Source organism: Serratia sp. CY32780 (assembly GCF_052169135.1).
Lineage (GTDB): Bacteria > Pseudomonadota > Gammaproteobacteria > Enterobacterales > Enterobacteriaceae > Serratia > Serratia sarumanii.
This window is the reverse complement of sequence record NZ_JBJNLI010000003.1, coordinates 228,893-251,252: the sequence shown is the minus strand read 5'-3', so window position 1 is coordinate 251,252 and position 22,360 is coordinate 228,893. Positions and strand designations below refer to the sequence as shown.

Sequence of the window (22,360 nt, the reverse complement as noted above, 5' to 3'; positions counted from 1 at the left end):
ACAATCCATCGCTGGCGATCGTCTTATCAATGTGGCGAAAAAGCGCCGGATGCGATTTACGCGGGGCGTATTGTCAGCCGCCGCGCCATTGCTTAAGCTAGGCCGCAATGAACAAACCGAGAATCCCCATCGCGCTGCAACAAGCGGTAATGCGATGCCTGCGAGAAAAGCTGCAGCTGGCCCGCCGGCATTTTGCCGTCGAGTTCCCCGAACCCAGCATCGTCTATCAGCAACGCGGCACCAGCGCGGGCACCGCCTGGCTGCAAAGCTGGGAAATCCGCCTGAATCCGGTGCTGCTGCTGGAAAACCAACAGCCGTTTATCGATGAAGTGGTGCCGCACGAGTTGGCGCACCTGCTGGTGTTTCGCCAATTCGGCCGGGTGGCGCCGCACGGCCGCGAATGGCGCTGGATGATGGAAAACGTGCTGCTGACCCCCGCCAGCCGCACCCACCGCTTCGAAACCGCCTCGGTGCAAAGCAAAACCTTCCCCTATCGCTGCGGCTGCGGGCAGCACCAGCTCACCATCCGCCGCCATAATCGCGTGCTGCGCGGCGAAAGCGAATACCGCTGCCGCCGGTGCGGCGAAAAACTGAAATTTCTCGCTAGCGAGAACCTTTAGTTAAACGATTTATACGTTAAAACAAGCAAATATCGCCATTTGCCACTGCCGGCAAGTTCCGTTACCCTGCCTGCTTTTCCAATTTTGAGCTGTTTTGGAATATGCTTCGCAGAATTTTGTTTATCGCGGTTTTCGCCGCAGGCGCCGTACAGGCGCACGGCATCAATAATTTTTCTCAGGCCAAGGCGGCGGCGGCCAAGATTAACCAGGATGCGCCGGGCAGCTTTTACTGCGGCTGCCGCATTGATTGGCAAGGCAAGAAGGGCATCCCGGATCTCGCCGGCTGCGGCTATCAGGTGCGTAAAAACGCCCAGCGCGCGCAGCGCATCGAGTGGGAACACGTGGTGCCGGCCTGGCAGTTCGGCCACCAGCTGCAGTGCTGGCAGGACGGCGGGCGCAAAAACTGCAACAAGGACGCCACCTATCGCCAGATAGAAACCGATCTGCACAACCTGCAGCCGGCGATCGGCGAAGTGAACGGCGACCGCAATAATTTCATGTACAGCCAATGGAACGGCGGCGCCGGCCAGTACGGGCAATGCCCGATGAAGGTGGACTTCAAGAATAAACAGGCGGAGCCGCCCGCCCGCGCCCGCGGCGCCATCGCCCGCACCTACTTCTACATGCGCGATCGCTACCAGCTGCGGCTGTCACGCCAGCAAACCCAGCTGTTCGAGGTGTGGAACCGGCAATATCCGGTGAGCCAATGGGAATGTCAGCGTGAAGCACGTATCGCCAAGGTGCAGGGCAACCACAACCCCTATATTCAACAGGCTTGTCAGCAGCGGAAAAGCTAACCTACTATAGCCTTTATCTTTCATGGCGCCGCCAACCCACGGCGCCGTTTCGTCAGGATCAGACTACCCATGCGCATACCCCGCATTTACCATCCGCAGCCGTTGACCGATCGGGCGGAGATCGCCCTCAGCGAGGACGCCGCCAACCACGTCGGCCGCGTGCTGCGCATGAGCGCCGGCCAGGCGCTGCAGCTGTTCGACGGCAGCAACCAGGTGTTCGACGCCGAGATAGTCCGGGTGGACAAAAAGAGCGTGCTGGTGCGCCTCAGCGACGGCCGCGTGGACGACATCGAATCGCCGCTCAACCTGCATCTGGGCCAGGTGATCTCGCGCGGCGAGAAGATGGAGTTCACCATCCAGAAATCCATCGAGCTGGGCGTCAACGTCATTACCCCACTGTTTTCCGAGCGCTGCGGCGTCAAACTGGACGGCGAGCGTCTGGCGAAGAAAATCCAGCAATGGCAAAAGATCGCCATCGCCGCCTGCGAACAGTGCGGCCGCAACCGCATTCCCGAAATCCGCGAGGCGATGTCGCTGGAAGCCTGGTGCGCCGAACAAGACGGCAGCCTGAAGCTCAACCTGCATCCGCGCGCCAGCCACAGCATCAACACCCTGCCACAGCCGGTAGACCGCGTCCGCCTGCTGATCGGCCCGGAAGGCGGTTTGTCCGCCGACGAAATCGCCATGACCACCGGCCACGGATTTACTGATATTCTGTTGGGGCCACGCGTGCTGCGTACCGAAACCACAGCGCTCACCGCCATTACCGCTCTGCAGGTCCGCTTCGGCGACCTGGGTTAAAGGAGAAAAGATGATTAAGCTCGGCATCGTGATGGATCCTATCGATTCCATCAACATCAAGAAAGACACCAGCTTCGCCATGCTGCTCGAAGCGCAGCGCCGCGGTTACGAATTGCACTACATGGAGATGAACGATCTCTATCTGCACGCCGGTGACGGGCGCGCCCGCACTCGCCTGCTGAGCGTGAAGGAAGACAAGGAGAACTGGTTCAGCTTCGGCAGCGAGCAGGATCTGGCGCTGCACGATCTGGACGTGATCCTGATGCGCAAGGATCCGCCGTTCGATACCGAATACATCTACGCGACCTACATTCTGGAGCGCGCCGAGGTCAAAGGCACGCTGGTGGTCAACAAGCCGCAAAGCCTGCGCGACTGCAACGAGAAGCTGTTCACCGCCTGGTTCCCTGAGCTGACGCCGGACACGCTGGTCAGCCGTGGCGCCGCGCACATCCGCAAATTCCACCAGCAGCACGGCGACATCATCCTGAAGCCGCTGGACGGCATGGGCGGCGCGTCTATCTTCCGCGTGAAGCAGGACGATCCCAACCTGTCGGTGATCATCGAAACCCTGACCGAACACGGCAGCCGTTTCTGCATGGCGCAGAACTTCCTGCCGGCGATCAAGGACGGCGACAAACGCATCTTGGTCGTCGACGGCGAGCCGGTGCCTTACTGCCTGGCGCGCATTCCGGCGCAGGGTGAGACCCGCGGCAACCTGGCGGCCGGCGGCCGTGGCGAAGCGCGCCCGCTGAGCGAGAGCGACTGGAAAATCGCCCGCACCGTCGCCCCGACGCTGAAAGAGAAAGGGCTGATCTTCGTCGGCCTGGACGTGATCGGCGATCGCCTGACCGAAATCAACGTGACCAGCCCAACCTGCGCGCGCGAAATTGAGGCGGCATTCCCGATCTCGATTACCGGCATGCTGATGGACGCGATTGAAAAGCGCCTGGCGGCGAAGTAATGCGCCATGCGGGCGGCCTGCCGCCCGCTATCCTGCATCGCGCCCGCCAAAGCCGCCTTTTCGCGGCTTGAAAGGCGCCGGGTATAGCCGCATACTGGCGGCTGTTTATTTTCTCACCCATTGATTACCTTATACTAACGCCATGAATTTACAGCACCATTTTCTGATCGCCATGCCCACCCTGCAGGATCCTCGCTTCAAGCGCTCGGTGATTTACGTCTGCGAGCACAACGAAGAAGGCGCCATGGGTTTGGTGATCAATAAACCGGTGGAGCAGTTCACGGTAGCCACGGTATTGAGCAAGCTGAAGATCATGCCGCCTGCGCGCGATCCGGCCATCAGCCTGGACAAGCCGGTGTTCGCCGGCGGCCCACTGGCGGACGATCGCGGGTTTATCCTGCATACGCCGCGCCACGGCTTCGGCGCCAGCATTCAAATCTCCCCCAACACCATGATCACCACCTCGAAAGACGTGCTGGAAACGCTCGGCACCCCGGAACAACCGGACGACGTGCTGGTGGCGCTGGGTTATGCCGGATGGGAAAAGGGCCAGTTGGAGCAGGAGGTGTTGGAGAACGCCTGGCTGACCATCGAGGCCAACACCGACATTCTGTTCCGCACGCCGATCGCCAGCCGTTGGCGCGAAGCGGGGAACCTTCTGGGTATCGACATTCGCAGCATCGCCAACCACGCAGGACACGCCTGATGAGCAACCGCACCATTATCGCCTTCGACTTCGGCACCAAAAGCATCGGCGCGGCCGTCGGCCAGGAGTTGACCGGCAGCGCCCGCGCCCTGCCGGCCTTCAAAGCGCAGGACGGCTCGCCGGACTGGCTGAAAATCGAAAAGCTGCTGAAGGAGTGGCAGCCGGATCTGGTGGTGGTCGGCCTGCCGCTGAACATGGACGGCACCGAACAACCCGTGACCGCCCAGGCGCGCAAGTTCGCCAACCGCCTGCACGGCCGCTTCGGCATCCAAATCGATCTGCATGACGAGCGCCTGAGCACCGTGGAAGCGCGCGCCAACCTGTTCGATCGCGGCGGCTTCCGCGCGCTCGACAAAGGCAGCGTGGATTCCGCCTCTGCGGTGGTGATCCTCGAAAGCTGGTTCGAACGGCAGCTGGGTTAACCCTCCGTTCCCTCCCCCGCACTCTCCCCCAACACGCCGGCGTCGATCCGCTGCTGCAAACCTTGCTCAAAGGTTTGCATGCCGGACTGCGCGCCGGTTTGCAACACGCTCGCCAACTGATGGGTTTTCCCTTCGCGGATCAGGTTGCTGACCGCCGCCGTCGCCGTCAGCACCTCAAAGATCGCCACTCGCCCACCGCCGAGCCGCCTCATCAGCTTTTGCGCGATCACCGCTTGCAGGCTGCCAGCCAGCTGGGCGCGCACATAGGGTTTCTCTTCCGCCGGAAACACGTCCACCAGCCGTTCCACCGCCTGCGGCGCGCTGCGGGTGTGCAGCGTCGCCAGCACCAGATGCCCGGTCTCCGCCGCGGTGAGCGCCAGCCGAATGGTGGCAATATCGCGCAGTTCGCCCAGCAGGATCACATCCGGATCTTCGCGCAGCGCGGCGCGCAACGCCGCATCGAAGCTTTGACTGTCGCGGCCGATCTCCCGCTGCTGGATCAGCGAACGCCGGCTGCGGTGCAGGAATTCGATCGGATCCTCCAGCGTCAAAATGTGCCGCGGCTGGTGCCGGTTGATCTCGTCGATCATCGCCGCCAGCGTGGTGGACTTGCCGCTGCCGGTGGCGCCGGTGACTAGGAGAAGCCCGTCGTCGCGCCGCAGCAGCGCCGGGACGATGGCCGGCACCGCCAGCTCGGCAAGCGAGGGCGCCTGCCCGGCGATGCGCCGCAACGCGAGAGACATCCCTGCGCTTTGCTGAAAAACGTTGGCCCGCAGCCGTTCCCCGCCCGGCCGGTGCAACGCCAGATCGACCTGCCCCAGCCGCCGCAGGCTCTCGCGCTGCTGCGCATTCAGCAATCCGTCGCAGAGGGCCTGCACGCCTTGCGCCGTCAGCGTTGGCGCCGCCGCCAGCGGCTGCAGTTCACCGTCGATGCGCAACATCGGCGGATGGCCGGCACAAAGGTGCAGATCGGAAGCATTATGCTTTACACTAAGGGCCACGAATTCATCGATATCCATATCACTCTCCCGGGTCAATAATGAGCACTATCCAACAGAACCTGCAGGATGTCAGAAACCGCATCGCGGCCGCCGCGCAAAACTGCGCGCGGGCGCCAGAAGAAGTTGCCCTGCTTGCAGTCAGCAAAACCAAACCTGTGGCGGCGATCGAAGAAGCCATCGCCGCCGGCCAGCGCGCCTTCGGCGAGAACTACGTGCAGGAAGGGGTAGACAAGATCCGGCATTTCGCCGAGTCGCCGCAGGGCGGCGAGCTGGTGTGGCACTTTATCGGCCCGCTGCAATCCAATAAGAGTCGGCTGGTGGCGGAACACTTCGCCTGGTGCCATACCGTAGATCGGCTGCGCATCGCCCAGCGCCTGAGCGATCAGCGCCCGGCCGGCATGCCGCCGCTCAACGTGCTGATTCAAATCAACATCAGCGACGAGCAAAGCAAATCCGGCATCGCGTTAAGCGAACTGCCAGCGCTGGCCGAAGCGATCGCCGCGCTGCCGAACCTGACGCTGCGCGGCCTGATGGCCATCCCGGCGCCAGAAGCGGATTATCAGCGGCAGCTGGCGGTATTCAACCAGATGAACGACGCCTTTCTCGCCCTGCGTCAGCGTTATCCGCAGGCCGATACGCTATCTATGGGCATGACGGACGATATGGCGGCAGCGATTGCCGCAGGCAGCACCCTGGTGCGCATCGGCACCGCAATTTTTGGCGCCCGCGACTACTCGCAGGCCTGACAAACAGACGAGGGATTTGATGCAACATCGCAAGATTACCTTTATCGGCGCCGGCAACATGGCGCGTGCAATCATCGCCGGCCTGGTGGCGGGCGGCTATCCGGCCAAATCCATCAGCGTCTGCGCCCCTTCGGCGAAAAACCGCGATGCGCTGGCGGCGGACTATGGCATCGTCAGCAGCGGCGACAACGTCGCCTGCGCGCGCGCGGCCGAAGTAGTGGTGCTGGCGGTCAAACCGCAGATGATGGCCGACGTTTGCCAACCGCTGCGCGAGCAGGTCGATTTCAGCGGCAAACTGGTGCTGTCGATCGCCGCCGGTATTCAGGTCAACCGTTTCTATCAGCTGCTCGGCGACAAGCTGGACATCGTGCGCATCATGCCCAACACCCCGTCGTTGGTCGGCAAGGGCATGAGCGGGTTGTACGCGCCGGCGCAGGTCAGCCAGCAGGATCGCGACTACACCGGCGATTTAATGGCGTCGGTCGGTAAAGTTTGCTGGGTCGATGACGAAAATGGCATCAACGGCGTGATCGCCGCCGCGGGCAGCGCCCCGGCCTATTTCTTCCTGTTTATGGAGGCGATGCAACAAGAGGCCGAACGTATGGGCTTCGACAGCCAGACCGCGCGCGATCTGGTGCAGCAGGCCGCTTCCGGCGCCGCCGCGCTGGTGGAAGCCAACCCGGATACGCCGCTGGGCACGCTGCGCGAGCAGGTGACCTCCAAAGGCGGCACCACCGCCGAAGCGCTGCGAGTGTTCAATGAACGCCAGCTGCCGGAAACCGTGGCGCAAGCGATGCAGGCCGCCGTTTCCCGCGCGCAAGAGATGGAAAAATTATTTTAAATAACCATGAGTTAAGGAGAAGGACCACTTCATGCTAACGCTGACTTTCCTGGTCAAGACCGTTATTGATCTGTACGTGATGGTGCTGTTGCTGCGCATTTGGATGCAATGGACACGCACCGATTTTTACAACCCGTTCTCGCAGTTTGTGGTGAAGATCACCCAGCCGGTGGTCGGCCCGCTGCGCCGCATCATCCCGTCGCTGGGGCCCATCGACAGCGCTTCGCTGCTGCTGGCGTTCCTGCTGATGACCATCAAGTACCCGCTGCTGCTGCTGATCCAGGGCGGCGCGATGTCGCTCAGCCCCTATAACCTGCTGTTCGGCCTGATCTCGCTGGTGAAGTCTGCCGGCTACCTGATCTTCTGGGTGATGATCATTCGTGCGCTGATGAGCTGGATCAGTCAGGGCCGCAGCCCCATCGACTATGTAATGTACCAGCTCACCGAACCCTTGATGGCGCCGATCCGTCGCATCATCCCGGCGATGGGCGGCATCGACTTTTCCGCCATGGTGGTGATCCTGATCCTCTATCTGATCAACTACCTGGGCATGGATCTGTTCGGCGAGATCTGGTTCCTGCTGTGAGTGCAGTCACTCCGGTGCTGGACGGGCTGGCGATCAGGCTATATATTCAGCCGAAAGCCAGCCGCGACCAAATTATCGGCTTGCATGGCGACGAACTGAAAGTCGCCATCACCGCCCCGCCGGTCGACGGCCAAGCCAACGCCCATCTGATCAAGTTTATCGCCAAGCAGTTCAAAGTGGCGAAAAGCAGCGTCACCATCGAGAAAGGCGAACTGGGGCGGCATAAACAGTTACGCATCGTGAATCCGCAACAGATCCCCGCCGTGGTCGCGGCGCTCATCGAATAATTTTCAAGGTAGTCATTATGCAAAAAGTCGTTCTTGCCACCGGTAACCCGGGCAAAGTGCGCGAACTCGCCGACCTGTTGGCCGATTTCGGCCTGGACGTGGTCGCGCAAACCGATCTGGGCGTGGAATCCGCCGAAGAGACCGGGCTGACGTTTATCGAAAACGCCATCCTGAAAGCGCGCCATGCGGCACAGGTCACCGGCCTGCCGGCGATCGCCGACGACTCCGGCCTGGCGGTAGACGCGCTGGGAGGCGCGCCGGGCATCTACTCCGCGCGCTACGCCGGTGAAGACGCCAACGATCGGCAGAACCTCGACAAGCTGCTGGCGGCGCTGAAAGACGTGGCGCCAGGCCGGCGCGGCGCGCAATTCCACTGCGTGCTGGTCTATCTGCGCCATGCGCAAGATCCGACGCCGCTGGTGTTCCACGGCAGCTGGGCCGGCGAAATCACCGAGCAGGCCGCCGGCGAAGGCGGTTTCGGTTACGATCCTGTCTTCTATGTGCCGGAGCTGGGCCGCACCGCCGCCGAGCTGAGCCGCGACGAGAAGCGGGCGATTTCGCACCGCGGCAAGGCGTTGAAGCTGATGTTGGAAGCCATGCGCAATGCTTAAGCTGCCCCCGCTGAGTCTCTACATCCACATCCCGTGGTGCGTGCAGAAATGCCCGTACTGCGACTTCAACTCCCATGCGCTGAAGGGTGACGTGCCGCATCAGGAGTATGTCGATCATCTGTTGGCGGATCTGGATGCCGACCTGCCGCTGGCCGGCGGCCGGGAGATAAGCACCATCTTCATCGGCGGCGGCACCCCCAGCCTGCTGAGCGCCGAGGCGATGCAAGCCTTGCTGGACGGCGTGCGGGCGCGCATACGCGTCGCCGACGACGCCGAAATCACCATGGAGGCCAACCCCGGCACCGTGGAGGCCGATCGCTTCAGTGGCTACCAGCGCGCCGGCGTCAACCGCATCTCCATCGGGGTGCAAAGCTTCAGCGCCGAGAAGCTGACCCGCCTGGGGCGCATCCACGGCCCGGAAGAGGCCAAGCGCGCGGCGACGCTGGCGACCGGCCTCGGCCTGCGCAGCTTCAACCTCGATCTGATGCACGGCCTGCCGGATCAGTCGCTGGAAGAGGCGCTGGACGATCTGCGCCAGGCTATCGCCCTCAATCCGCCGCACCTGTCGTGGTATCAGCTGACCATCGAGCCGAACACCCTGTTCAGCTCGCGCCCGCCGGTATTGCCGGACGACGACGCGCTGTGGGATATCTTCGAACGCGGCCACCAGTTGCTGAGCGCCGCCGGCTATCAGCAGTATGAAACCTCGGCCTACGCCAAACCGGGCTACCAATGCCAGCACAACCTCAACTACTGGCGCTTCGGCGACTATCTGGGGATCGGCTGCGGCGCGCACGGCAAGGTGACCTTCAGCGACGGGCGCATCCTGCGCACCGCCAAGACCAAGCACCCGCGCGGCTTTATGCGCGGCGACTACATGGACAAGCAGCATGAGGTGGCGGCGGCGGATCGGCCGTTCGAATTCTTCATGAACCGCTTCCGCCTGCTGGAAGCCGCGCCGCGCGCCGACTTCGTCAACTACACCGGGCTGGCGGAAAGCGTCATTCGCCCACAGCTGGACGAAGCGCTGGCCAAAGGCTATCTGGAAGAAACCGCGGAGCACTGGCAGATCACCGAGAAGGGCAAACTGTTCCTCAACTCGCTGCTGGAACTGTTTCTCGCGGACGACGAGTAAAAAAAAGCGCTGAATAATCAGCGCTTTTTTATTGGCGTTAATCCGGGTAAAACGTCTGAGACAGAATCTGCTGAGTTTCCCAGATGCCGTTTTCCGGATACACATCCAGCCCGATTTCGGCCGTGGCGAGCGCAACGGCCTTCGACCAGACGACATCCAGCCAATCAGCATCGCCCAGTTTGCCTTTTAGGCTGGGAGACTCTTTCAAGCTGTAAAGCACCTCTTTGCGCTGCGCTTTAATCGTTCTCTCCCAACTGGTTCCGCGCCTGGCCGGCTGATATTTCCATTTAAGCAAATGTGCAATCAGCACCGTCATCCGGCTAGCAAGTTCCCTTTCCCTTTGCTCGCTCTTCCCCACGTCCTCAATCTCCTCGGCGATCTTTTCAATATCGATCTCAGACAATTTTCCGGAGCGCAAAAGAGCTGCCTGTTCATTTGCCCAGGCGACAACATCGGTTTCGTAACGTGTATGGCTCATAGCGTCCTCCGTAAACATCCCTAAATCTGTACGTAGTTTGACCAGCCTGTCAGATAAGCTTCAGAAGGTCAAAAAACGTTCTCCCGAGGAAATTCTTAACTTACTTCAACGCCTTCAGCAGATCCTTGCGCTGGGTTTCCAGTGCGGTGACGCGGTTGCAAACGTCGCGGCCGAAGTTCTGGAAGTCCTGCTCCTGGTTGTTCCATTCGTTCTGGATCGCCTTCTGCAAGCCGCCCAGGTTGCCCATGATCGCCTGTAGCGGATTGCCGCCGCTGTTGGCGGCCTGTTTGACGCCCATCTCGTTCAGGCTGTCCTGCAGCACCCCGCCCATGCTTTGCTGCACGATGTTGCGGCCGTCCTGTTCCACCTGGTCAATCGCCTTGTGGTGGAAGGTCAGGCCGTCGCTGCGGTGCTCAATGATGCGGTTCATCTGCTGTTTCAGCTGGCCGTTCAGGGTGGTCAGCCGGTTGCGCACGTTGCTGTTGCTGCCCAGCTCTTTGACGATCACCTTATCCAGCGCCGAACGGGCTTTCTCCAGGTGCTGCTGCGCGCCGTCGTCGATCCACGGCAGCTGCTTGCGCAGCGCGCTCTGGTAGCTGAAGGCTTTCTGCCGCTGGCTGTCGTTCAGGCTCAGCGCCTGGCCGTTGCGGATCACGTCGCCATCCGGCGAAATTTGCAGGTCGCCGCTGGCGCCTTTCACCTGCACGCTCTGCGGGCTGATGATCACATCATCCTGGGGTTTAACGCTGCATTGGTACTCGGCGTGGGCCTGCGCGGCAGTCGCCGCCAGCAGCAGTAAGGCTAACCCGGTTTTCTTCAACATAGCTTCTCCTGACTCCCATCCAGATTGGGATTAAAAAATCGAACGACCGATACGTTGAGACAACAGTTCCAGCGCCGCAGTTCCCGCCAGCGAGTTGCCGGAAGCATCCAGCTCCGGCGACCAGACGACGATCGACAACTCATCCGGTACGATGGCCACGATGCCGCCACCCACGCCGGACTTGCCCGGCATCCCCACCCGATAGGCGAATTCGCCGGCGCCGTCGTACATCCCGCTGGTCATCATCAGAGCATTGATCTGCCGGGCCTGCAGCGGGCTGATCACCGTCTCGCCGTTGAGATCGCGGCCGTGATTGGCCAGATAGACGAAGCTGCGCGCCAGCTCCACGCAGCTCATGCGCAGCGCGCAGTAGTGGAAATAGGTTTGCAGGACGGTGATCACGTCGTTCTCGAAGTTGCCGAACGACTTCATCAGGTAGGCGATGGCCGCATTGCGATCGGAGTGTTCGAACTCGGAGCGCGCCACCCGCAGGTCATAGGCCAGGTCGTCTTCGCCGGCCAGCTGGCGCACCACCTCCAGCATCCGCTGTTTGGGGGCGCTGAGCCGGGTTTGCAGCATGTCGCACACCACCAGCGCGCCGGGGTTGATAAACGGATTGCGCGGTTTGCCCTGTTCCATCTCCAGCTGCAGCAGCGAATTGAACGGCAGGCCGGAAGGCTCTTTGCCGACGCGCCGCCAGATCTCAGGCTCCTGATAGCGCGTCAACGCCAGCGTCAGGCTCAGCACCTTGGAGATCGACTGAATGGAGAAGCGCTCCGCGGCGTCGCCGGCCTGGAACAGTTCGCCGTCCACCGTGCAGACGGCGATCGCCAGCCGATCGGCGGGCACCTCCGCCAACGCCGGGATGTAGTCGGCCACTTTCCCCTGGCCAATCAGCGGGCGCACCTGTTGCAGGATCTCCTCCAGCAACGCGTTATCCAATGTTGTTACCACCTCGGTCACACTCCGGGCAAAACAAAGGCGCCGTTAAGGCACCTTAGATCAATAAAACGGCGCGGCGCGAAGCCGCGCTCATCGGGCAAGCGCGATCAATCCCACCAGATATCGAACAGATCGCTGACCTTAACGTCGCTCAGTTTGCGCGCTTCCAGCCAGTTTTTCACCAGCTCGCGATGCTCGTCGGTGCAGTGGCCGATCTTCTGCAGGCAGATCAGACCTTCCCACTGCAGGTAGCCGCTGCCGTCAAACGCCAGGCCGTTCGGCTCGATCACTTCATCGATGAAGGTATCCAGCGTGCTGTCGATGTCTTCCACCGACGTGCCTTCGGCGAAGCGCCAAGCTACGGAAAAACCCAACTCCTGAAATTCTTCAATGTGCAACTTTTTACGTAAACGACGACTGCGGTTCTTAGCCATTATTCTTTCCTCTCAAACATCAAGTCCCAAACGCCATGTCCCAGGCGCTGGCCGCGTAATTCAAATTTCGTCAGTGGGCGCGAATCCGGACGCGGCACGTAATCATTATCGCTGGAAAGATTACGGTAGCCTGCGACCCCGTTCATAACCTCTAACATATGTTCCGCATAAGGTTGCCAATCGGTGGCCATGTGGAAGACGCCGCCGGTCTTCAGCTTGCGCAGCACCAGTTCGACAAACGGCGTTTGCACGATGCGGCGCTTGTTGTGGCGCGCCTTGTGCCACGGATCGGGGAAGAACAGCTGCACCATGTCCAGCGAGCCGTCCGGGATCATGTTTTCCAGCACCTCAACCGCGTCGTGGCACATCACGCGCAGGTTGCTCAGCTTCGCCTCGTGGGCGTCGGCCAGGCAGGCGCCCACGCCCGGCGAGTGCACCTCAATCCCTAAAAAGTTCTGCTGCGGGTTGTTGCCCGCCATGGTCACCAGCGAGGCGCCCATGCCAAAACCGATCTCCAGCACCGTCGGCGCTTCGCGGCCGAACAGCGCGGCGAGATCGACAGCGTCAGCCTGATACTCCACGCCCATCACCGGCCAATAGTTCTCCAGCGCGTGCTGCTGGCCTTTGGTCAGCCGCCCCTGGCGGCGGACAAAACTGCGGATACGGCGCATCGCGCGGCCGTTCTCATCAAATTCCGGGGAGATGACGTCATTAATCATAGTGCTTTCTGTCTGTTTGGCTGCCAATTAGGGAAACGCGCATTATGCAAAGATACATTGGTTTAGCAAGTGTTCATCTTCTGTACCCGCCGTGCGGCGTCGGAAAGTTCCGGTTTACAGCACCATGACTCTATGCTGCAATCTCGCTTCATTTTCTGCCGGATAACGACGCTGCTCATGATGCAAGCACAACAATTCGCACAGGTGGTGCTTGACTGGTATCAGCGCTACGGCCGCAAGACCCTGCCGTGGCAGCTGGAGAAAACCGCCTATCAAGTATGGCTCTCCGAGGTGATGTTGCAACAGACCCAGGTTGCCACCGTCATTCCTTATTTTCAGCGCTTTATGGCCCGTTTTCCCAACGTGCGCGCGCTGGCGGAGGCCCCGCTGGACGAAGTGCTGCATCTGTGGACCGGCCTCGGCTATTACGCCCGCGCCCGCAACCTGCACAAGGCGGCGCAGACCATTGTCGCACAGCACGGCGGCGAGTTCCCGACAACCTTCGCAGAAATCGCCGATTTACCGGGCGTCGGCCGCTCTACCGCCGGCGCGGTGCTGTCGTTGGCGCTGGGCCAACACTATCCGATCCTCGACGGCAACGTGAAGCGCGTGCTGGCCCGCTGCTACGCGGTGGAGGGCTGGCCGGGCAAGAAAGAGGTCGAAAACCGGCTGTGGAAAATCAGCGAAGAGGTCACCCCGGCGCAGGGCGTCGGCCAGTTCAACCAGGCGATGATGGATCTGGGCGCCATGGTCTGCACCCGCTCCAAGCCCAAGTGTGAACTCTGCCCGCTCAACGTCGGCTGCCTGTCTTACGCCAATCACAGCTGGGCCAACTACCCCGGCAAGAAACCCAAACAGACCCTGCCGGAAAAAACCGCCTACTTCTTATTGCTGCAGCACGGCGACCGGGTGTGGCTGGAACAGCGCCCGGCGGTAGGCCTGTGGGGCGGCCTGTTCTGCTTCCCGCAGTTCAGCGCGCGCGTTGATTTGGAACTCTGGCTGCAGCAGCGCGGTCTGAAAGGCAAGCGCCTGGAACAGCTGACCGCGTTTCGCCACACGTTCAGCCATTTCCACCTCGATATCGTGCCGATGTGGCTGTCGCTCGACGCGGCGGGCAGCGGCATGGATGAGGGCGCGGGTCTCTGGTATAACTTAGCGCAGCCGCCGTCGGTCGGGCTGGCGGCGCCGGTAGACCGTTTGTTGCAACAGCTGGCGAAGCAGCCCCCGATCCAACAAAACTTATATGGCGATAGCGCCATCGATGAGGAATTAGCATGAGCCGCACCATTTTTTGTACTTTCCTGCAGCGCGACGCCGAAGGCCAGGACTTCCAGCTTTATCCCGGCGACGTCGGCAAGCGCATCTACAACGAGATCTCCAAGGAAGCCTGGGGCGAGTGGATGAAAAAGCAGACCATGCTGATCAACGAGAAGAAGCTGAACATGATGAACGTGGACGACCGCAAGCTGCTGGAAGAGGAAATGATCAAGTTCCTGTTCGAAGGGCACGACGTGCACATCGAAGGCTATACGCCGCCGAGCGAATAACGCTGTTGGGGCCAGGCGCTGGCCCGCTTCAACCCTCTTATACTTCTTCCAAACGGCTTTAAGATGAAGAAAATTTTAGCTTTGCTCGTAATAGCGCCTTTGCTGATCTCCTGTTCCGGCAAAAAAAGTGAAGAAATCAACGAAGCCTGGATTAAAGATACCAACGGCTTCGACATTCTGATGGGCCAATTCGCCCACAACATCGAGAACATCTGGGGTCTGAACGAAGTTCTGATCGCCGGGCCGAAAGACTACGTCAAATATACCGACCAATACCAAACCCGCAGCCACATCAACTTCGACACCGGCGCCATTACCATCGAGACCATCGCCACCACCGATCCGGCCGCGCACCTGCGCCAGGCGATAATCAGCACGCTGCTGATGGGTGACGATCCGGGGTCCATCGATCTCTATTCCGACGCCAACGATATCCAGATCAGCAAAGAACCGTTCCTGTACGGCCAGGTGCTGGATAACAAGGGCGCGCCGATCCGCTGGGAATGGCGCGCGGCGCACTTCGCCGATTACCTGCTGCAGACCAAGCTGCAAAAACGCACCTCCGGCCTGCACGTGATCTACTCGGTCACCATCCAGCTGGTGCCGAACCACCTGGACAAACGTGCGCACAAATACCTGCCGATGGTGCGCAAGGCGTCGGAAAAATACGGCGTGGACGAGTCGCTGATCCTGGCTATCATGCAGACCGAATCGAGCTTCAACCCGTATGCGGTGAGCGGTTCGGACGCGCTGGGCCTGATGCAGGTGATGCAGCATACCGCCGGCAAGGATGTGTTCCAGATGCGCGGCAAGTGGGGCACCCCGAGCCGCAGCTACCTGTTCGATCCGGAGAACAACATCGACACCGGCACCGCCTACCTGGCGATCCTGCAGAACAACTACCTGGGCGGCATTCAGAACCCGACCTCGCGCCGCTATGCGGTGATCACCGCCTACAACGGCGGCGCCGGCAGCGTGCTGCGGGTGTTCTCCAGCGACAGAACGCGCGCGGTGGGCATCATCAACGCCATGCAGCCGGGCGACGTGTATCAGACGCTGACCACCAAGCACCCGGCCGCCGAGTCGCGCCGCTATCTGGTGAAAGTGAATACCGCGCAGAAGAGCTACCGCAGGAAGTAGCGCGTACCGCGTGGATAAATGAGAAGGGCCGGTGCGAACCGGCCCTTTTTCTATGGCTTGATCATATAGCCGAAGATGCGCTTCCAGCCGTGATCTTTTTTCTCGATGTAGACCCCCTGCAGCTCCGGCGAGAAGCCCGGCAGACGGTTGATGCCCTCTTCCAGCGCCAGGAAATAGCGCTGCACCGCGCCGCCCCACACTTCGCCCGGCACCACGCACAGCACGCCCGGCGGGTACGGCAAGGCCCCTTCCGCCGCGATGCGCCCTTCCGCCTGGCCGATCGGCACCAGCTCGACGTTATCGCGGATAAACTCCACGTTGGCGTCCTGCGGGTTCATCACCACCGGCGGGAAATGATCCTGGCGGAACATCTCCTTTTGCAGCTGTTTGACGTCGAAGCTGACGTACAGATCGTGCATCTCCTGACACAGCCGGCGAATGCTGTAACCGCGGTAGCGCTGTTCGTTCTTGCGGTACACCGTCGGCAGCACCACGCTCAGCGGCGCGTCCTCTGCAACATAGCGCTCGAACTGCGCCAGCATCTCCACCAGCTGTTCCATCTTGGCCGGGTTCTCCGCCGGGGTCAGCAGGAACAGGATCGAGTTGAGATCGCACTTCTCCGGCACGATGCCGTTCTCGCGCAGGAAGTTGGCCAGAATGGTGGCAGGCACGCCGAACTCGGTGTATTGGCCGGTCGCGGCGTCAATCCCTGGCGTGGTCAGCAGCAGCTTGCACGGATCGACCAAATACTGATCCTGGGCATAGCCTTCGAAGCCGTGCCACGTCTCCCCCGGCACGAAGGTGAAGAAGCGCGCGTCGTTGGCGATAAGGTCAGTATCGTGATCCTGCCAGTCTTTGCCCGCCACCTGCAGCGGAATAAACGGCTTCAGCTGCGAGCAGCGCTTGAGCAGCTGTTTGCGCGTCTCGATGCCCAGCTTGACGCAGTCCATCCACATGCGGCGCCCGGCGGGGCCGGCGTGCATCTTGGCGTTGACGTCCAGCGCGGCGAACAGCGGATAGAACGGGCTGGTCGACGCATGCAGCATGAACGCGTTGTTCAGGTGCTTGTGGTTGCAGTGGCGCTTTTGCCCTTTGATATGATCGTCTTTCTTGTGGATCTGCGAGGTCTGCGAGAACCCCGCCTGCTGTTTATGCACCGACTGGGTGACGAAAATGCCCGGGTCGTGTTCGTCCAGCTCCAGCAGCAGCGGCGAGCACTCTTTCAGCATCGGAATAAAGCCTTCGTAACCCACCCAGGCGGAGTCGAACAGGATGTAGTCGCACAGATGGCCGATGGTGTCGATCACCTGGCGAGCGTTGTAAATCGTGCCGTCGTAGGTGCCGAGCTGAATGATCGCCAGCCGGAACGGCCGCGCCGCCGCCGCCTTCTCCGGCGCCACTTCGCGGATCTGCTCACGCAGGTAGCGTTCGTCGAAGCAGTGCGCGTCGATGCCGCCGATAAAGCCGAACGGGTTGCGGGCGGTTTCCAGATAGACCGGCGTGGCGCCGGCCTGGATCAGCGCGCCGTGGTGGTTGGATTTGTGGTTGTTGCGATCGAACAGCACCAGATCGCCACGGGTTAGCAGCGCGTTGGTCACCACCTTGTTGGCCGCCGAGGTGCCGTTGAGCACGAAATAGGTTTTATCGGCGTTGAACACCCGCGCCGCGTGCTTTTGCGCATCCTTGGCCGATCCTTCGTGGATCAGCAGATCGCCCAGCTTGACGTCGGCGTTGCACATGTCGGAACGGAACAGGGTTTCACCGTAGAAATCGAAGAACTGCCGGCCTGCCGGGTGCTTGCGGAAGAACTCGCCGCCCTGGTGCCCCGGGCAGGCGAAGGTCGAATTTTCCATCTCGACGTAGGTCTTCAGCGTTTTGAAGAACGGCGGCAGCAGCGCCTGCTCGTAGGCGTCGGCGGCGGCCTCCAGCTGCGCCATGTAGAACGGCTTGCTGGCGCCGGCCAGCAGCGCGAAGACCCCACTGACGAACGGCAGATAGTCCGGCGAGAGATGCTCGTCCCCTTCCACCGCCACGAAGGTCGGGATGTTGAACCCCGTCGCCTGCAAGCGCGCCAGAATGCCGGCGTTCACGTCGGCGACCGACACCACCACCGCCGCCACGTCGGTGTAGTCCGTCTGCTCTACGCGCACGATTTGGCGCAGCGTCTCAATGGTGGCGACCAGGCTGGCGCTGGTCGCGATTTTCAATTCTTTCATCATGCTGACTCTCAAACGGTGAAGGATGAGGGTGTGCCACCGGCACGGTAATGAGATAACGCGGTTATCCCGGTAAAGCGATACCCGGGCACGGCAGCATAAGCGGCGTGCGTGACCGGCTCATGATCGGGGATCATCAGGCGGCTATCGGGGGAACTGGTCTTGGCAGCGTCCGACAGGCATCAGTAAAATCAGGGCCGCAGCGCTGGCTTTACGCATGCCTAACAGCGAGCATCAGGCGGCTTTACCGCATGGCCGGCAGGCGTATTCGGGCGGATGACGTGCGAAGGAAACAACGGCGGAACGGTGGCGGCGTCAGATGTCTGGTGCGCAGCAACGCTTGAGCAACAAAACCAGTCATGCCAATAACCCTCTGGCTTATAAGAAGCGGGAACACCGTCAGGGAACGGAGAGTGCTAAAATTTGCGCAATGATTGCATGATTCGTTGCGGGGTTCAAGCAAGAATCACCTTGATTGAACGCTCGTTGATTAAATCATAATGCATTGTTATTTAATTAAAAAATAAGAACCCACGCTCGTGTCATCGGTATAAATACACGTTTTATATGCATATTTATTGAAAGGCGATATCCCCCCGCCCCCCATCCCGCCGGGTTCGCTGCCTGAAAATAGAGCAACCGATCGGCTTTGTGACAGAAAGCGATTGACGCCATCCGGCCAATACGGTTTAATGCGCCCCGTTGCCCGGATAGCTCAGTCGGTAGAGCAGGGGATTGAAAATCCCCGTGTCCTTGGTTCGATTCCGAGTCCGGGCACCATATTCAGAAGAACCCGCCTATGGCGGGTTTTTCGCTTTCTGGGGTACGGACTCTCCATCGAACTGCGTTCGATTATTCGGCCTGAAGGCCTCACCCTGCGGGCCAGCGCTAAAGCGCTGTTCAACGCGGCGCCAGCGCCGGTTGTCCGAGTCCGGTCGCCCTATTCAGAAGAACCCGCCTATGGCGGGTTCTTCGCTTTCTGGGGTACGGACTCTCCATCGAACTGCGTTCGATTATTCGGCCAAAGGCCTCACCCTGCGGGCCAGCGCTAAAGCGCTGTTCAACGCGGCGCCAGCGCCGGTTGTCCGAGTCCGGTCGCCCTATTCAGAAGAACCCGCCTATGGCGGGTTTTCGCTTTCTGGGGTACGGACTCTCCATCGAACTGCGTTCGATTATTTGTCAGGCACGCCATGCGTTAAGCGATAGTGATCGGGGTCGGTTACAGCCAGGCAATCATCAATGGCAGAAAGGTTGTTGTGAGGCGGAAAACACTCTGGTTAGCCTATTCTGTTGGTTAATCAGCAAGTGGCCGCCGGCGAGGAAATGCCTTTCCAGGTGTGAATAAGCAATACCCCGGCGCTTCTTACCGGTGCCCAAGATGAATAAGCCGGCTTCGCCGTTTATTAAAATTTAACGCGTTGTCTCCTACCATGGAATTTTATGACGGCTAATAATCAGCCGTTTTTTCCTGACTAATTTAATATGCATATAAAAAGACAACAGGCTAAATAAAAATAGTATTGCTGCAGAAAGCAAAAAAAACACTTAAGTTCCTTTTGTTAGAAAAAGAAAGCTCTAAAACTGATAAAATAGTAAGCCATCATTTTCAAAAAAAGATTAGTCATCTTGCGATATTAACCAATACATAAATTCTCGTTGGCGATTCAGCATCAGTTTTTTCATCACCGACCGTTTATGGCTATGTACCGTTTTTACGTTTATCCCTAGGAGTTTGGCTGTTTGTGATTGATCAAAACCTCTTTTTAGAAAACCGATCACCTGTTTTTCCCTACTCGTCAGAACATAACCGAGAAGCTGTTTTTCAGCAGAGTTTTTAACCAAGCTTTTCGCCAACAACTCAAATAGTCTGCTCCGGTTATCGGTTCGATAAAGGACACTCTCACTCTCATTAACGCGCCCTACTCTTTTTTCTTTAATGGTCATGATAGCCGATACAGCTTCGCAAGGATTCATTTTACGCCATCGTTGTGCGCGCCACATCGATGCTGCTATCACCATATCAGCCTGTACGCCATCATCAGGCGACAAAAAACTTACCGTCTTATGATTTTTTTCCGCATATTCCGTAATGCTGAAACGTAATCCCGCCACGAAATAAGCATTGTCATCATCAATAACGATATTTATTCGTTCCATTATTCACCTCTTAAACAATGCAGATAGACTGGCGGCAACCGAATTTATTGGCCCAGGCAGAGGAAAAGCATAAGAAATGGATTACACCGTAAAATAACCGCGATGGCAGAATGCAATTCCTTAACCAAACCTCCCATACCTATCTATTCATATTCCAGGTTAAAGGTGACAGCAGCACTAAAATCCCCACGAACAATGGTTCTGCTTTGTAGAGCAAGCGGCTCACCTCGAATATAGGCCTGAAGACGGATCTGATTATTACCGCTTACCAGTGAGATCTTTTCGCCCCGTTTATTCAGCGGCAGCGATTTACCTTCCATACTCTCTAAGCCGATTGCAACGCCTCTGGCCTGGCTGCCGGTATCCAACGCTAAATAGCCTGGTAAGCTGCCGTTTTCGCTACCGACAAAAGTTACCGTCAGGGATTGCCCCAGACTCAGATCGCACTCCGCCAGCTGAATGGCCAATGGAATGGGTAACGTACGTTGATAGCTATAAAGGTATTTATCTATCACGGTGCCAAAATCGAGCGGGACAATTTCACTGCCAGGCGGGATCACGCAGGGTTCCGCCACCAGCTCGCCATGAAAATACAGGTTATCCTCTGCCCGGGCGTGTGGAGTGAAAACAATCAATAACGCCATTGCTGCAGAAAAAAACGGAAAAACTTTCATATCAAGCTCCTAGAAAAATTCAGCCAGCAAAGTCGCGGTCGCAAAAAAAGCGCCTTCCGTCAACGTGGCCCCCGGTCTGCTCACCGGCACCGCCTCCAGCCGCGGCGGGCTACTGGGATCGATAGAAATGGAGCTGTAAATCACAAAAGGCTCATCATTTTGATAAACGCGAATCCCCAGATCTGCTTTATTGCTCTGTAGCGCGGCTCCATCAAACGCGGTGCCATTCCCCTTCAGGGTTAACCTTAGCTCCCAGGGGCGCGCCCCCGGTTCACAATCAAGGTGGTAATCGATCGCCTGGCGGTAGTTAACGCCATCCACTTTTTTGATCCCAACGCGCGAGCCAAAATCGACATCTATTTTCGCCCCGGCGTTAATCGTGCAAGGAGGCGGGGCAATCAAGCCGCCACGAAATTGCATCGCAACCTCCTCTGCAGCCAGCGCAGCCCCCTGGAAACATAGAGCCAAACACACTACAGGAAAGACAAAACACGGCTTCATACATTCACTCCAGGGGTTATTGATAGTCGACTCGCAACGTTGCGGATGCGGTGAATTCTCCCGTCGCCAGATTGACGCCGCTCCGCTTTACCGGCACGGCATCCAATTTAACCGGATTGGGATAGGAAAAATTGTGCCAGGAATTCAGCGGCAGTTGATCCCCACCTTGCCTTTGCAAGATGAGGATAGCCAAACCATCCCGACTGGTGCCGAGCAGCCCCTGGCCGAAATTGGCGGTGCCGCCCTGCACCTGCAACCGCATGGCGTTTTTATAGGGATTATTACAGGTGAACGAAAAATCTATCGGCATACGGTAAAAGTTACCGTTAATGCGTGTTGTCATCACCTCATCGCCAAAATCCACCTCAATCGGCCGTCCGCCGTTGATGGTGCAGGGCAAAGGCTGCATCACCGTCACACTGACTTTCACTGTCGCCGCCTGTGCGGAGGCCATTACGCTACTGCCGCACAGAAGCAACGCCGCAGCGGTTTGTCGTACTCTGGTTACCATTTTCACCCGTTACCCCTCAGTCATAGCTCAGATGAAAATCCACCACGGCACGATAGCTGCCCGCCACCAGAGGCTGCGCGGTACGCTCAGCCATAATCCAGTAAGCCAGCGCATTGCTCCCCGGCGTCAGCCACAGCGGCTCACCTCGGCTGCCCAAGCGCACGTTGCGGCCGTGCTCATCCAGCATTCGCAATCCCATGCCGCTCACCCCCTGCGCTTTTATCAGCTGCGGGTTATCCCGATCGGCCCGCGCGCTGAAGCTCACTCTGACCGCCGGTTGATCCGGTGCCCAGCTTAAAGCACCCGTACGCTCATCCCGGCTGGCCGACCGAATACGCAAGCAATCGCGCAGGCGCAACTCAACCGCCACCGGCGTACCACGAGCCCCCACCTGTTCAAGCCTTCCGGTCGCCATTTCTCCCAGCCATATATCCTGGCGAGCAGAAGCCATCTCCAACCGGCAAGCACTCTCGGCCAGCGCCCCCCTGATATGCAGCACGCCATTGGAACCCTCCACCTGCCAGTTATCCGCCGCCCGTGTTGCAGGCAGCAGCCACAGCATCATCGCCACGCTGAGCGGCGCCATCAGCGCCAGCCCCGCCAACGTCAATCCGTAACGCCATCCGTTCACCCCATAGCGCCAGATTTCCGGTATTGCATGCCTACGTGCCATTCGTTTTCTCCTTTAACTGCGGCCGCCGGTT

The 22,360-nt window shown here is 59.4% G+C and carries 27 protein-coding genes and 1 tRNA gene; 16 read left to right on the top strand and 12 right to left on the bottom strand.

All coding sequences use genetic code 11. From position 1 onward, the window contains the following. The first annotated feature begins 107 nt into the window (after window positions 1–107). The 6 genes from ACJ8HH_RS17465 to ruvX all read left to right on the top strand — a co-directional run bounded on the left by ACJ8HH_RS17465 (window position 108) and on the right by ruvX (window position 4,307). On the top strand, window positions 108–620 hold the full coding sequence (locus ACJ8HH_RS17465) for a SprT family zinc-dependent metalloprotease (protein ID WP_060451967.1): 513 nt from the start codon (window positions 108–110) through the stop codon (window positions 618–620). Window positions 621–721: 101 nt separating this feature from the next. Then, window positions 722–1,417 (top strand): deoxyribonuclease I, encoded by a 696-nt coding sequence (endA, locus tag ACJ8HH_RS17460; RefSeq protein WP_033649591.1) that lies wholly within the window; start codon window positions 722–724, stop codon window positions 1,415–1,417. 69 nt (window positions 1,418–1,486) lie between these two features. Continuing rightward, complete coding sequence (rsmE, locus tag ACJ8HH_RS17455) at window positions 1,487–2,218, top strand: 16S rRNA (uracil(1498)-N(3))-methyltransferase (RefSeq protein WP_033649590.1); 732 nt, start codon at window positions 1,487–1,489, stop codon at window positions 2,216–2,218. Window positions 2,219–2,228: 10 nt separating this feature from the next. Beyond that, window positions 2,229–3,179, top strand: coding sequence for a glutathione synthase (gene gshB, locus ACJ8HH_RS17450; protein WP_033649589.1), 951 nt, complete (start codon window positions 2,229–2,231; stop codon window positions 3,177–3,179). Window positions 3,180–3,321: 142 nt separating this feature from the next. Continuing rightward, complete coding sequence (locus ACJ8HH_RS17445) at window positions 3,322–3,885, top strand: YqgE/AlgH family protein (protein WP_033635940.1); 564 nt, start codon at window positions 3,322–3,324, stop codon at window positions 3,883–3,885. Next, window positions 3,885–4,307 (top strand): Holliday junction resolvase RuvX, encoded by a 423-nt coding sequence (gene ruvX / locus ACJ8HH_RS17440; protein WP_015379046.1) that lies wholly within the window; start codon window positions 3,885–3,887, stop codon window positions 4,305–4,307. The genes ACJ8HH_RS17445 and ruvX overlap by 1 nt, the downstream gene beginning before the upstream one ends. Here the strand turns inward: ruvX and ACJ8HH_RS17435 are convergent. Continuing rightward, a complete protein-coding gene (locus ACJ8HH_RS17435; protein WP_033649588.1) occupies window positions 4,304–5,326 on the bottom strand; it encodes a type IV pilus twitching motility protein PilT in 1,023 nt (340 codons plus the stop codon). The genes ruvX and ACJ8HH_RS17435 overlap by 4 nt on opposite strands. A gap of 20 nt (window positions 5,327–5,346) precedes the next feature. On the opposite strand from ACJ8HH_RS17435, the gene ACJ8HH_RS17430 reads away from it, so the two are divergent. From ACJ8HH_RS17430 to hemW, 6 genes are read left to right on the top strand one after another with little or no spacing between them, the layout of a single operon-like run. Beyond that, window positions 5,347–6,054: a YggS family pyridoxal phosphate-dependent enzyme gene (locus ACJ8HH_RS17430; RefSeq protein WP_033649587.1), complete on the top strand. Its 708-nt coding sequence runs from the start codon at window positions 5,347–5,349 to the stop codon at window positions 6,052–6,054. Window positions 6,055–6,073: 19 nt separating this feature from the next. Beyond that, complete coding sequence (gene proC, locus ACJ8HH_RS17425; RefSeq protein WP_033649586.1) at window positions 6,074–6,895, top strand: pyrroline-5-carboxylate reductase; 822 nt, start codon at window positions 6,074–6,076, stop codon at window positions 6,893–6,895. A gap of 31 nt (window positions 6,896–6,926) precedes the next feature. After that, on the top strand, window positions 6,927–7,481 hold the full coding sequence (locus ACJ8HH_RS17420; protein ID WP_033635944.1) for a YggT family protein: 555 nt from the start codon (window positions 6,927–6,929) through the stop codon (window positions 7,479–7,481). Next, a complete protein-coding gene (gene yggU / locus ACJ8HH_RS17415) occupies window positions 7,478–7,768 on the top strand; it encodes a DUF167 family protein YggU (RefSeq protein WP_033649585.1) in 291 nt (96 codons plus the stop codon). Before ACJ8HH_RS17420 ends, yggU begins: the two co-directional genes overlap by 4 nt. 17 nt (window positions 7,769–7,785) lie before the next feature. Continuing rightward, window positions 7,786–8,379 carry an XTP/dITP diphosphatase gene (locus tag ACJ8HH_RS17410; protein WP_033649584.1) on the top strand — a complete coding sequence of 198 codons (594 nt, stop codon included), beginning with the start codon at window positions 7,786–7,788 and terminating at the stop codon, window positions 8,377–8,379. Beyond that, the gene (hemW, locus tag ACJ8HH_RS17405; protein WP_033635947.1) at window positions 8,372–9,514 is read left to right on the top strand and encodes a radical SAM family heme chaperone HemW; all 1,143 of its coding nucleotides are present in this window, start codon (window positions 8,372–8,374) and stop codon (window positions 9,512–9,514) included. Before ACJ8HH_RS17410 ends, hemW begins: the two co-directional genes overlap by 8 nt. Before the next feature lie 37 nt (window positions 9,515–9,551). Here hemW and ACJ8HH_RS17400 read toward each other — a convergent pair whose 3' ends face one another. The 5 genes from ACJ8HH_RS17400 to trmB form a co-directional block, all read right to left on the bottom strand. Then, entirely contained in the window at window positions 9,552–9,992 is a 441-nt protein-coding gene (locus ACJ8HH_RS17400; protein WP_033649583.1) for a DUF29 domain-containing protein, read from the bottom strand. A gap of 100 nt (window positions 9,993–10,092) precedes the next feature. Continuing rightward, entirely contained in the window at window positions 10,093–10,815 is a 723-nt protein-coding gene (locus ACJ8HH_RS17395) for a DUF2884 domain-containing protein (protein ID WP_033635949.1), read from the bottom strand. 30 nt (window positions 10,816–10,845) lie between these two features. Further along, on the bottom strand, window positions 10,846–11,769 hold the full coding sequence (gene glsB / locus ACJ8HH_RS17390; RefSeq protein ID WP_060423083.1) for a glutaminase B: 924 nt from the start codon (window positions 11,767–11,769) through the stop codon (window positions 10,846–10,848). A gap of 95 nt (window positions 11,770–11,864) precedes the next feature. Continuing rightward, the gene (locus ACJ8HH_RS17385; protein WP_025304256.1) at window positions 11,865–12,191 is read right to left on the bottom strand and encodes a YggL family protein; all 327 of its coding nucleotides are present in this window, start codon (window positions 12,189–12,191) and stop codon (window positions 11,865–11,867) included. Further along, on the bottom strand, window positions 12,191–12,910 hold the full coding sequence (gene trmB, locus ACJ8HH_RS17380) for a tRNA (guanosine(46)-N7)-methyltransferase TrmB (protein ID WP_004937410.1): 720 nt from the start codon (window positions 12,908–12,910) through the stop codon (window positions 12,191–12,193). The genes ACJ8HH_RS17385 and trmB overlap by 1 nt, the downstream gene beginning before the upstream one ends. A gap of 177 nt (window positions 12,911–13,087) precedes the next feature. Between trmB and mutY the strand changes: the two genes are divergently transcribed. The 3 genes from mutY (at window position 13,088) to mltC (ending at window position 15,597) form a co-directional block, all read left to right on the top strand. Beyond that, complete coding sequence (mutY, locus tag ACJ8HH_RS17375; RefSeq protein ID WP_004937408.1) at window positions 13,088–14,188, top strand: A/G-specific adenine glycosylase; 1,101 nt, start codon at window positions 13,088–13,090, stop codon at window positions 14,186–14,188. Then, complete coding sequence (locus ACJ8HH_RS17370) at window positions 14,185–14,457, top strand: oxidative damage protection protein (protein ID WP_004937404.1); 273 nt, start codon at window positions 14,185–14,187, stop codon at window positions 14,455–14,457. The genes mutY and ACJ8HH_RS17370 overlap by 4 nt, the downstream gene beginning before the upstream one ends. Window positions 14,458–14,520: 63 nt before the next feature. Next, the gene (gene mltC / locus ACJ8HH_RS17365) at window positions 14,521–15,597 is read left to right on the top strand and encodes a membrane-bound lytic murein transglycosylase MltC (protein WP_033649581.1); all 1,077 of its coding nucleotides are present in this window, start codon (window positions 14,521–14,523) and stop codon (window positions 15,595–15,597) included. A 50-nt stretch (window positions 15,598–15,647) separates the two neighbouring features. On the opposite strand, the gene speF is transcribed toward mltC, so the two are convergent. Beyond that, window positions 15,648–17,813: an ornithine decarboxylase SpeF gene (speF, locus tag ACJ8HH_RS17360; protein ID WP_060419830.1), complete on the bottom strand. Its 2,166-nt coding sequence runs from the start codon at window positions 17,811–17,813 to the stop codon at window positions 15,648–15,650. 704 nt (window positions 17,814–18,517) lie between these two features. On the opposite strand from speF, the gene ACJ8HH_RS17355 reads away from it, so the two are divergent. Beyond that, a tRNA-Phe gene (locus ACJ8HH_RS17355) sits at window positions 18,518–18,593 on the top strand. Between the two features lie 837 nt (window positions 18,594–19,430). Here the strand turns inward: ACJ8HH_RS17355 and ACJ8HH_RS17350 are convergent. From ACJ8HH_RS17350 to ACJ8HH_RS17330, 5 genes are all read right to left on the bottom strand, one after another. Next, window positions 19,431–19,970, bottom strand: a complete 540-nt coding sequence (locus ACJ8HH_RS17350; RefSeq protein ID WP_060419728.1) for a LuxR C-terminal-related transcriptional regulator — start codon at window positions 19,968–19,970, stop codon at window positions 19,431–19,433. Between the two features lie 143 nt (window positions 19,971–20,113). Next, window positions 20,114–20,644 (bottom strand): fimbrial protein, encoded by a 531-nt coding sequence (locus ACJ8HH_RS17345; RefSeq protein ID WP_060419733.1) that lies wholly within the window; start codon window positions 20,642–20,644, stop codon window positions 20,114–20,116. A 9-nt stretch (window positions 20,645–20,653) separates the two neighbouring features. Next, a complete protein-coding gene (locus tag ACJ8HH_RS17340; protein WP_223182023.1) occupies window positions 20,654–21,064 on the bottom strand; it encodes a fimbrial protein in 411 nt (136 codons plus the stop codon). Window positions 21,065–21,161: 97 nt separating this feature from the next. Further along, window positions 21,162–21,656, bottom strand: a complete 495-nt coding sequence (locus ACJ8HH_RS17335; RefSeq protein ID WP_072268998.1) for a fimbrial protein — start codon at window positions 21,654–21,656, stop codon at window positions 21,162–21,164. Window positions 21,657–21,672: 16 nt separating this feature from the next. Further along, window positions 21,673–22,329 carry a fimbrial protein gene (locus ACJ8HH_RS17330; protein WP_060419739.1) on the bottom strand — a complete coding sequence of 219 codons (657 nt, stop codon included), beginning with the start codon at window positions 22,327–22,329 and terminating at the stop codon, window positions 21,673–21,675. Between the last annotated feature and the right edge of the window lie 31 nt (window positions 22,330–22,360).

Coding starts and splice junctions, on each gene's coding strand:
- rsmE (WP_033649590.1), top strand. CDS start 1,487: ATGCGCATACCCCGCATTTACCATCCGCAGCCGTTGACCGATCGGGCG.
- ruvX (WP_015379046.1), top strand. CDS start 3,885: ATGAGCAACCGCACCATTATCGCCTTCGACTTCGGCACCAAAAGCATC.
- ACJ8HH_RS17420 (WP_033635944.1), top strand. CDS start 6,927: ATGCTAACGCTGACTTTCCTGGTCAAGACCGTTATTGATCTGTACGTG.
- ACJ8HH_RS17345 (WP_060419733.1), bottom strand. CDS start 20,644: ATGAAAGTTTTTCCGTTTTTTTCTGCAGCAATGGCGTTATTGATTGTT.
- ACJ8HH_RS17435 (WP_033649588.1), bottom strand. CDS start 5,326: ATGGATATCGATGAATTCGTGGCCCTTAGTGTAAAGCATAATGCTTCC.
- ACJ8HH_RS17340 (WP_223182023.1), bottom strand. CDS start 21,064: ATGCAATTTCGTGGCGGCTTGATTGCCCCGCCTCCTTGCACGATTAAC.
- hemW (WP_033635947.1), top strand. CDS start 8,372: ATGCTTAAGCTGCCCCCGCTGAGTCTCTACATCCACATCCCGTGGTGC.
- ACJ8HH_RS17410 (WP_033649584.1), top strand. CDS start 7,786: ATGCAAAAAGTCGTTCTTGCCACCGGTAACCCGGGCAAAGTGCGCGAA.
- mltC (WP_033649581.1), top strand. CDS start 14,521: ATGAAGAAAATTTTAGCTTTGCTCGTAATAGCGCCTTTGCTGATCTCC.
- proC (WP_033649586.1), top strand. CDS start 6,074: ATGCAACATCGCAAGATTACCTTTATCGGCGCCGGCAACATGGCGCGT.
- ACJ8HH_RS17335 (WP_072268998.1), bottom strand. CDS start 21,656: ATGGTAACCAGAGTACGACAAACCGCTGCGGCGTTGCTTCTGTGCGGC.
- trmB (WP_004937410.1), bottom strand. CDS start 12,910: ATGATTAATGACGTCATCTCCCCGGAATTTGATGAGAACGGCCGCGCG.
- ACJ8HH_RS17465 (WP_060451967.1), top strand. CDS start 108: ATGAACAAACCGAGAATCCCCATCGCGCTGCAACAAGCGGTAATGCGA.
- ACJ8HH_RS17430 (WP_033649587.1), top strand. CDS start 5,347: ATGAGCACTATCCAACAGAACCTGCAGGATGTCAGAAACCGCATCGCG.
- ACJ8HH_RS17350 (WP_060419728.1), bottom strand. CDS start 19,970: ATGGAACGAATAAATATCGTTATTGATGATGACAATGCTTATTTCGTG.
- ACJ8HH_RS17330 (WP_060419739.1), bottom strand. CDS start 22,329: ATGGCACGTAGGCATGCAATACCGGAAATCTGGCGCTATGGGGTGAAC.
- ACJ8HH_RS17395 (WP_033635949.1), bottom strand. CDS start 10,815: ATGTTGAAGAAAACCGGGTTAGCCTTACTGCTGCTGGCGGCGACTGCC.
- ACJ8HH_RS17445 (WP_033635940.1), top strand. CDS start 3,322: ATGAATTTACAGCACCATTTTCTGATCGCCATGCCCACCCTGCAGGAT.
- endA (WP_033649591.1), top strand. CDS start 722: ATGCTTCGCAGAATTTTGTTTATCGCGGTTTTCGCCGCAGGCGCCGTA.
- mutY (WP_004937408.1), top strand. CDS start 13,088: ATGATGCAAGCACAACAATTCGCACAGGTGGTGCTTGACTGGTATCAG.
- ACJ8HH_RS17400 (WP_033649583.1), bottom strand. CDS start 9,992: ATGAGCCATACACGTTACGAAACCGATGTTGTCGCCTGGGCAAATGAA.
- gshB (WP_033649589.1), top strand. CDS start 2,229: ATGATTAAGCTCGGCATCGTGATGGATCCTATCGATTCCATCAACATC.
- speF (WP_060419830.1), bottom strand. CDS start 17,813: ATGAAAGAATTGAAAATCGCGACCAGCGCCAGCCTGGTCGCCACCATT.
- ACJ8HH_RS17385 (WP_025304256.1), bottom strand. CDS start 12,191: ATGGCTAAGAACCGCAGTCGTCGTTTACGTAAAAAGTTGCACATTGAA.
- ACJ8HH_RS17370 (WP_004937404.1), top strand. CDS start 14,185: ATGAGCCGCACCATTTTTTGTACTTTCCTGCAGCGCGACGCCGAAGGC.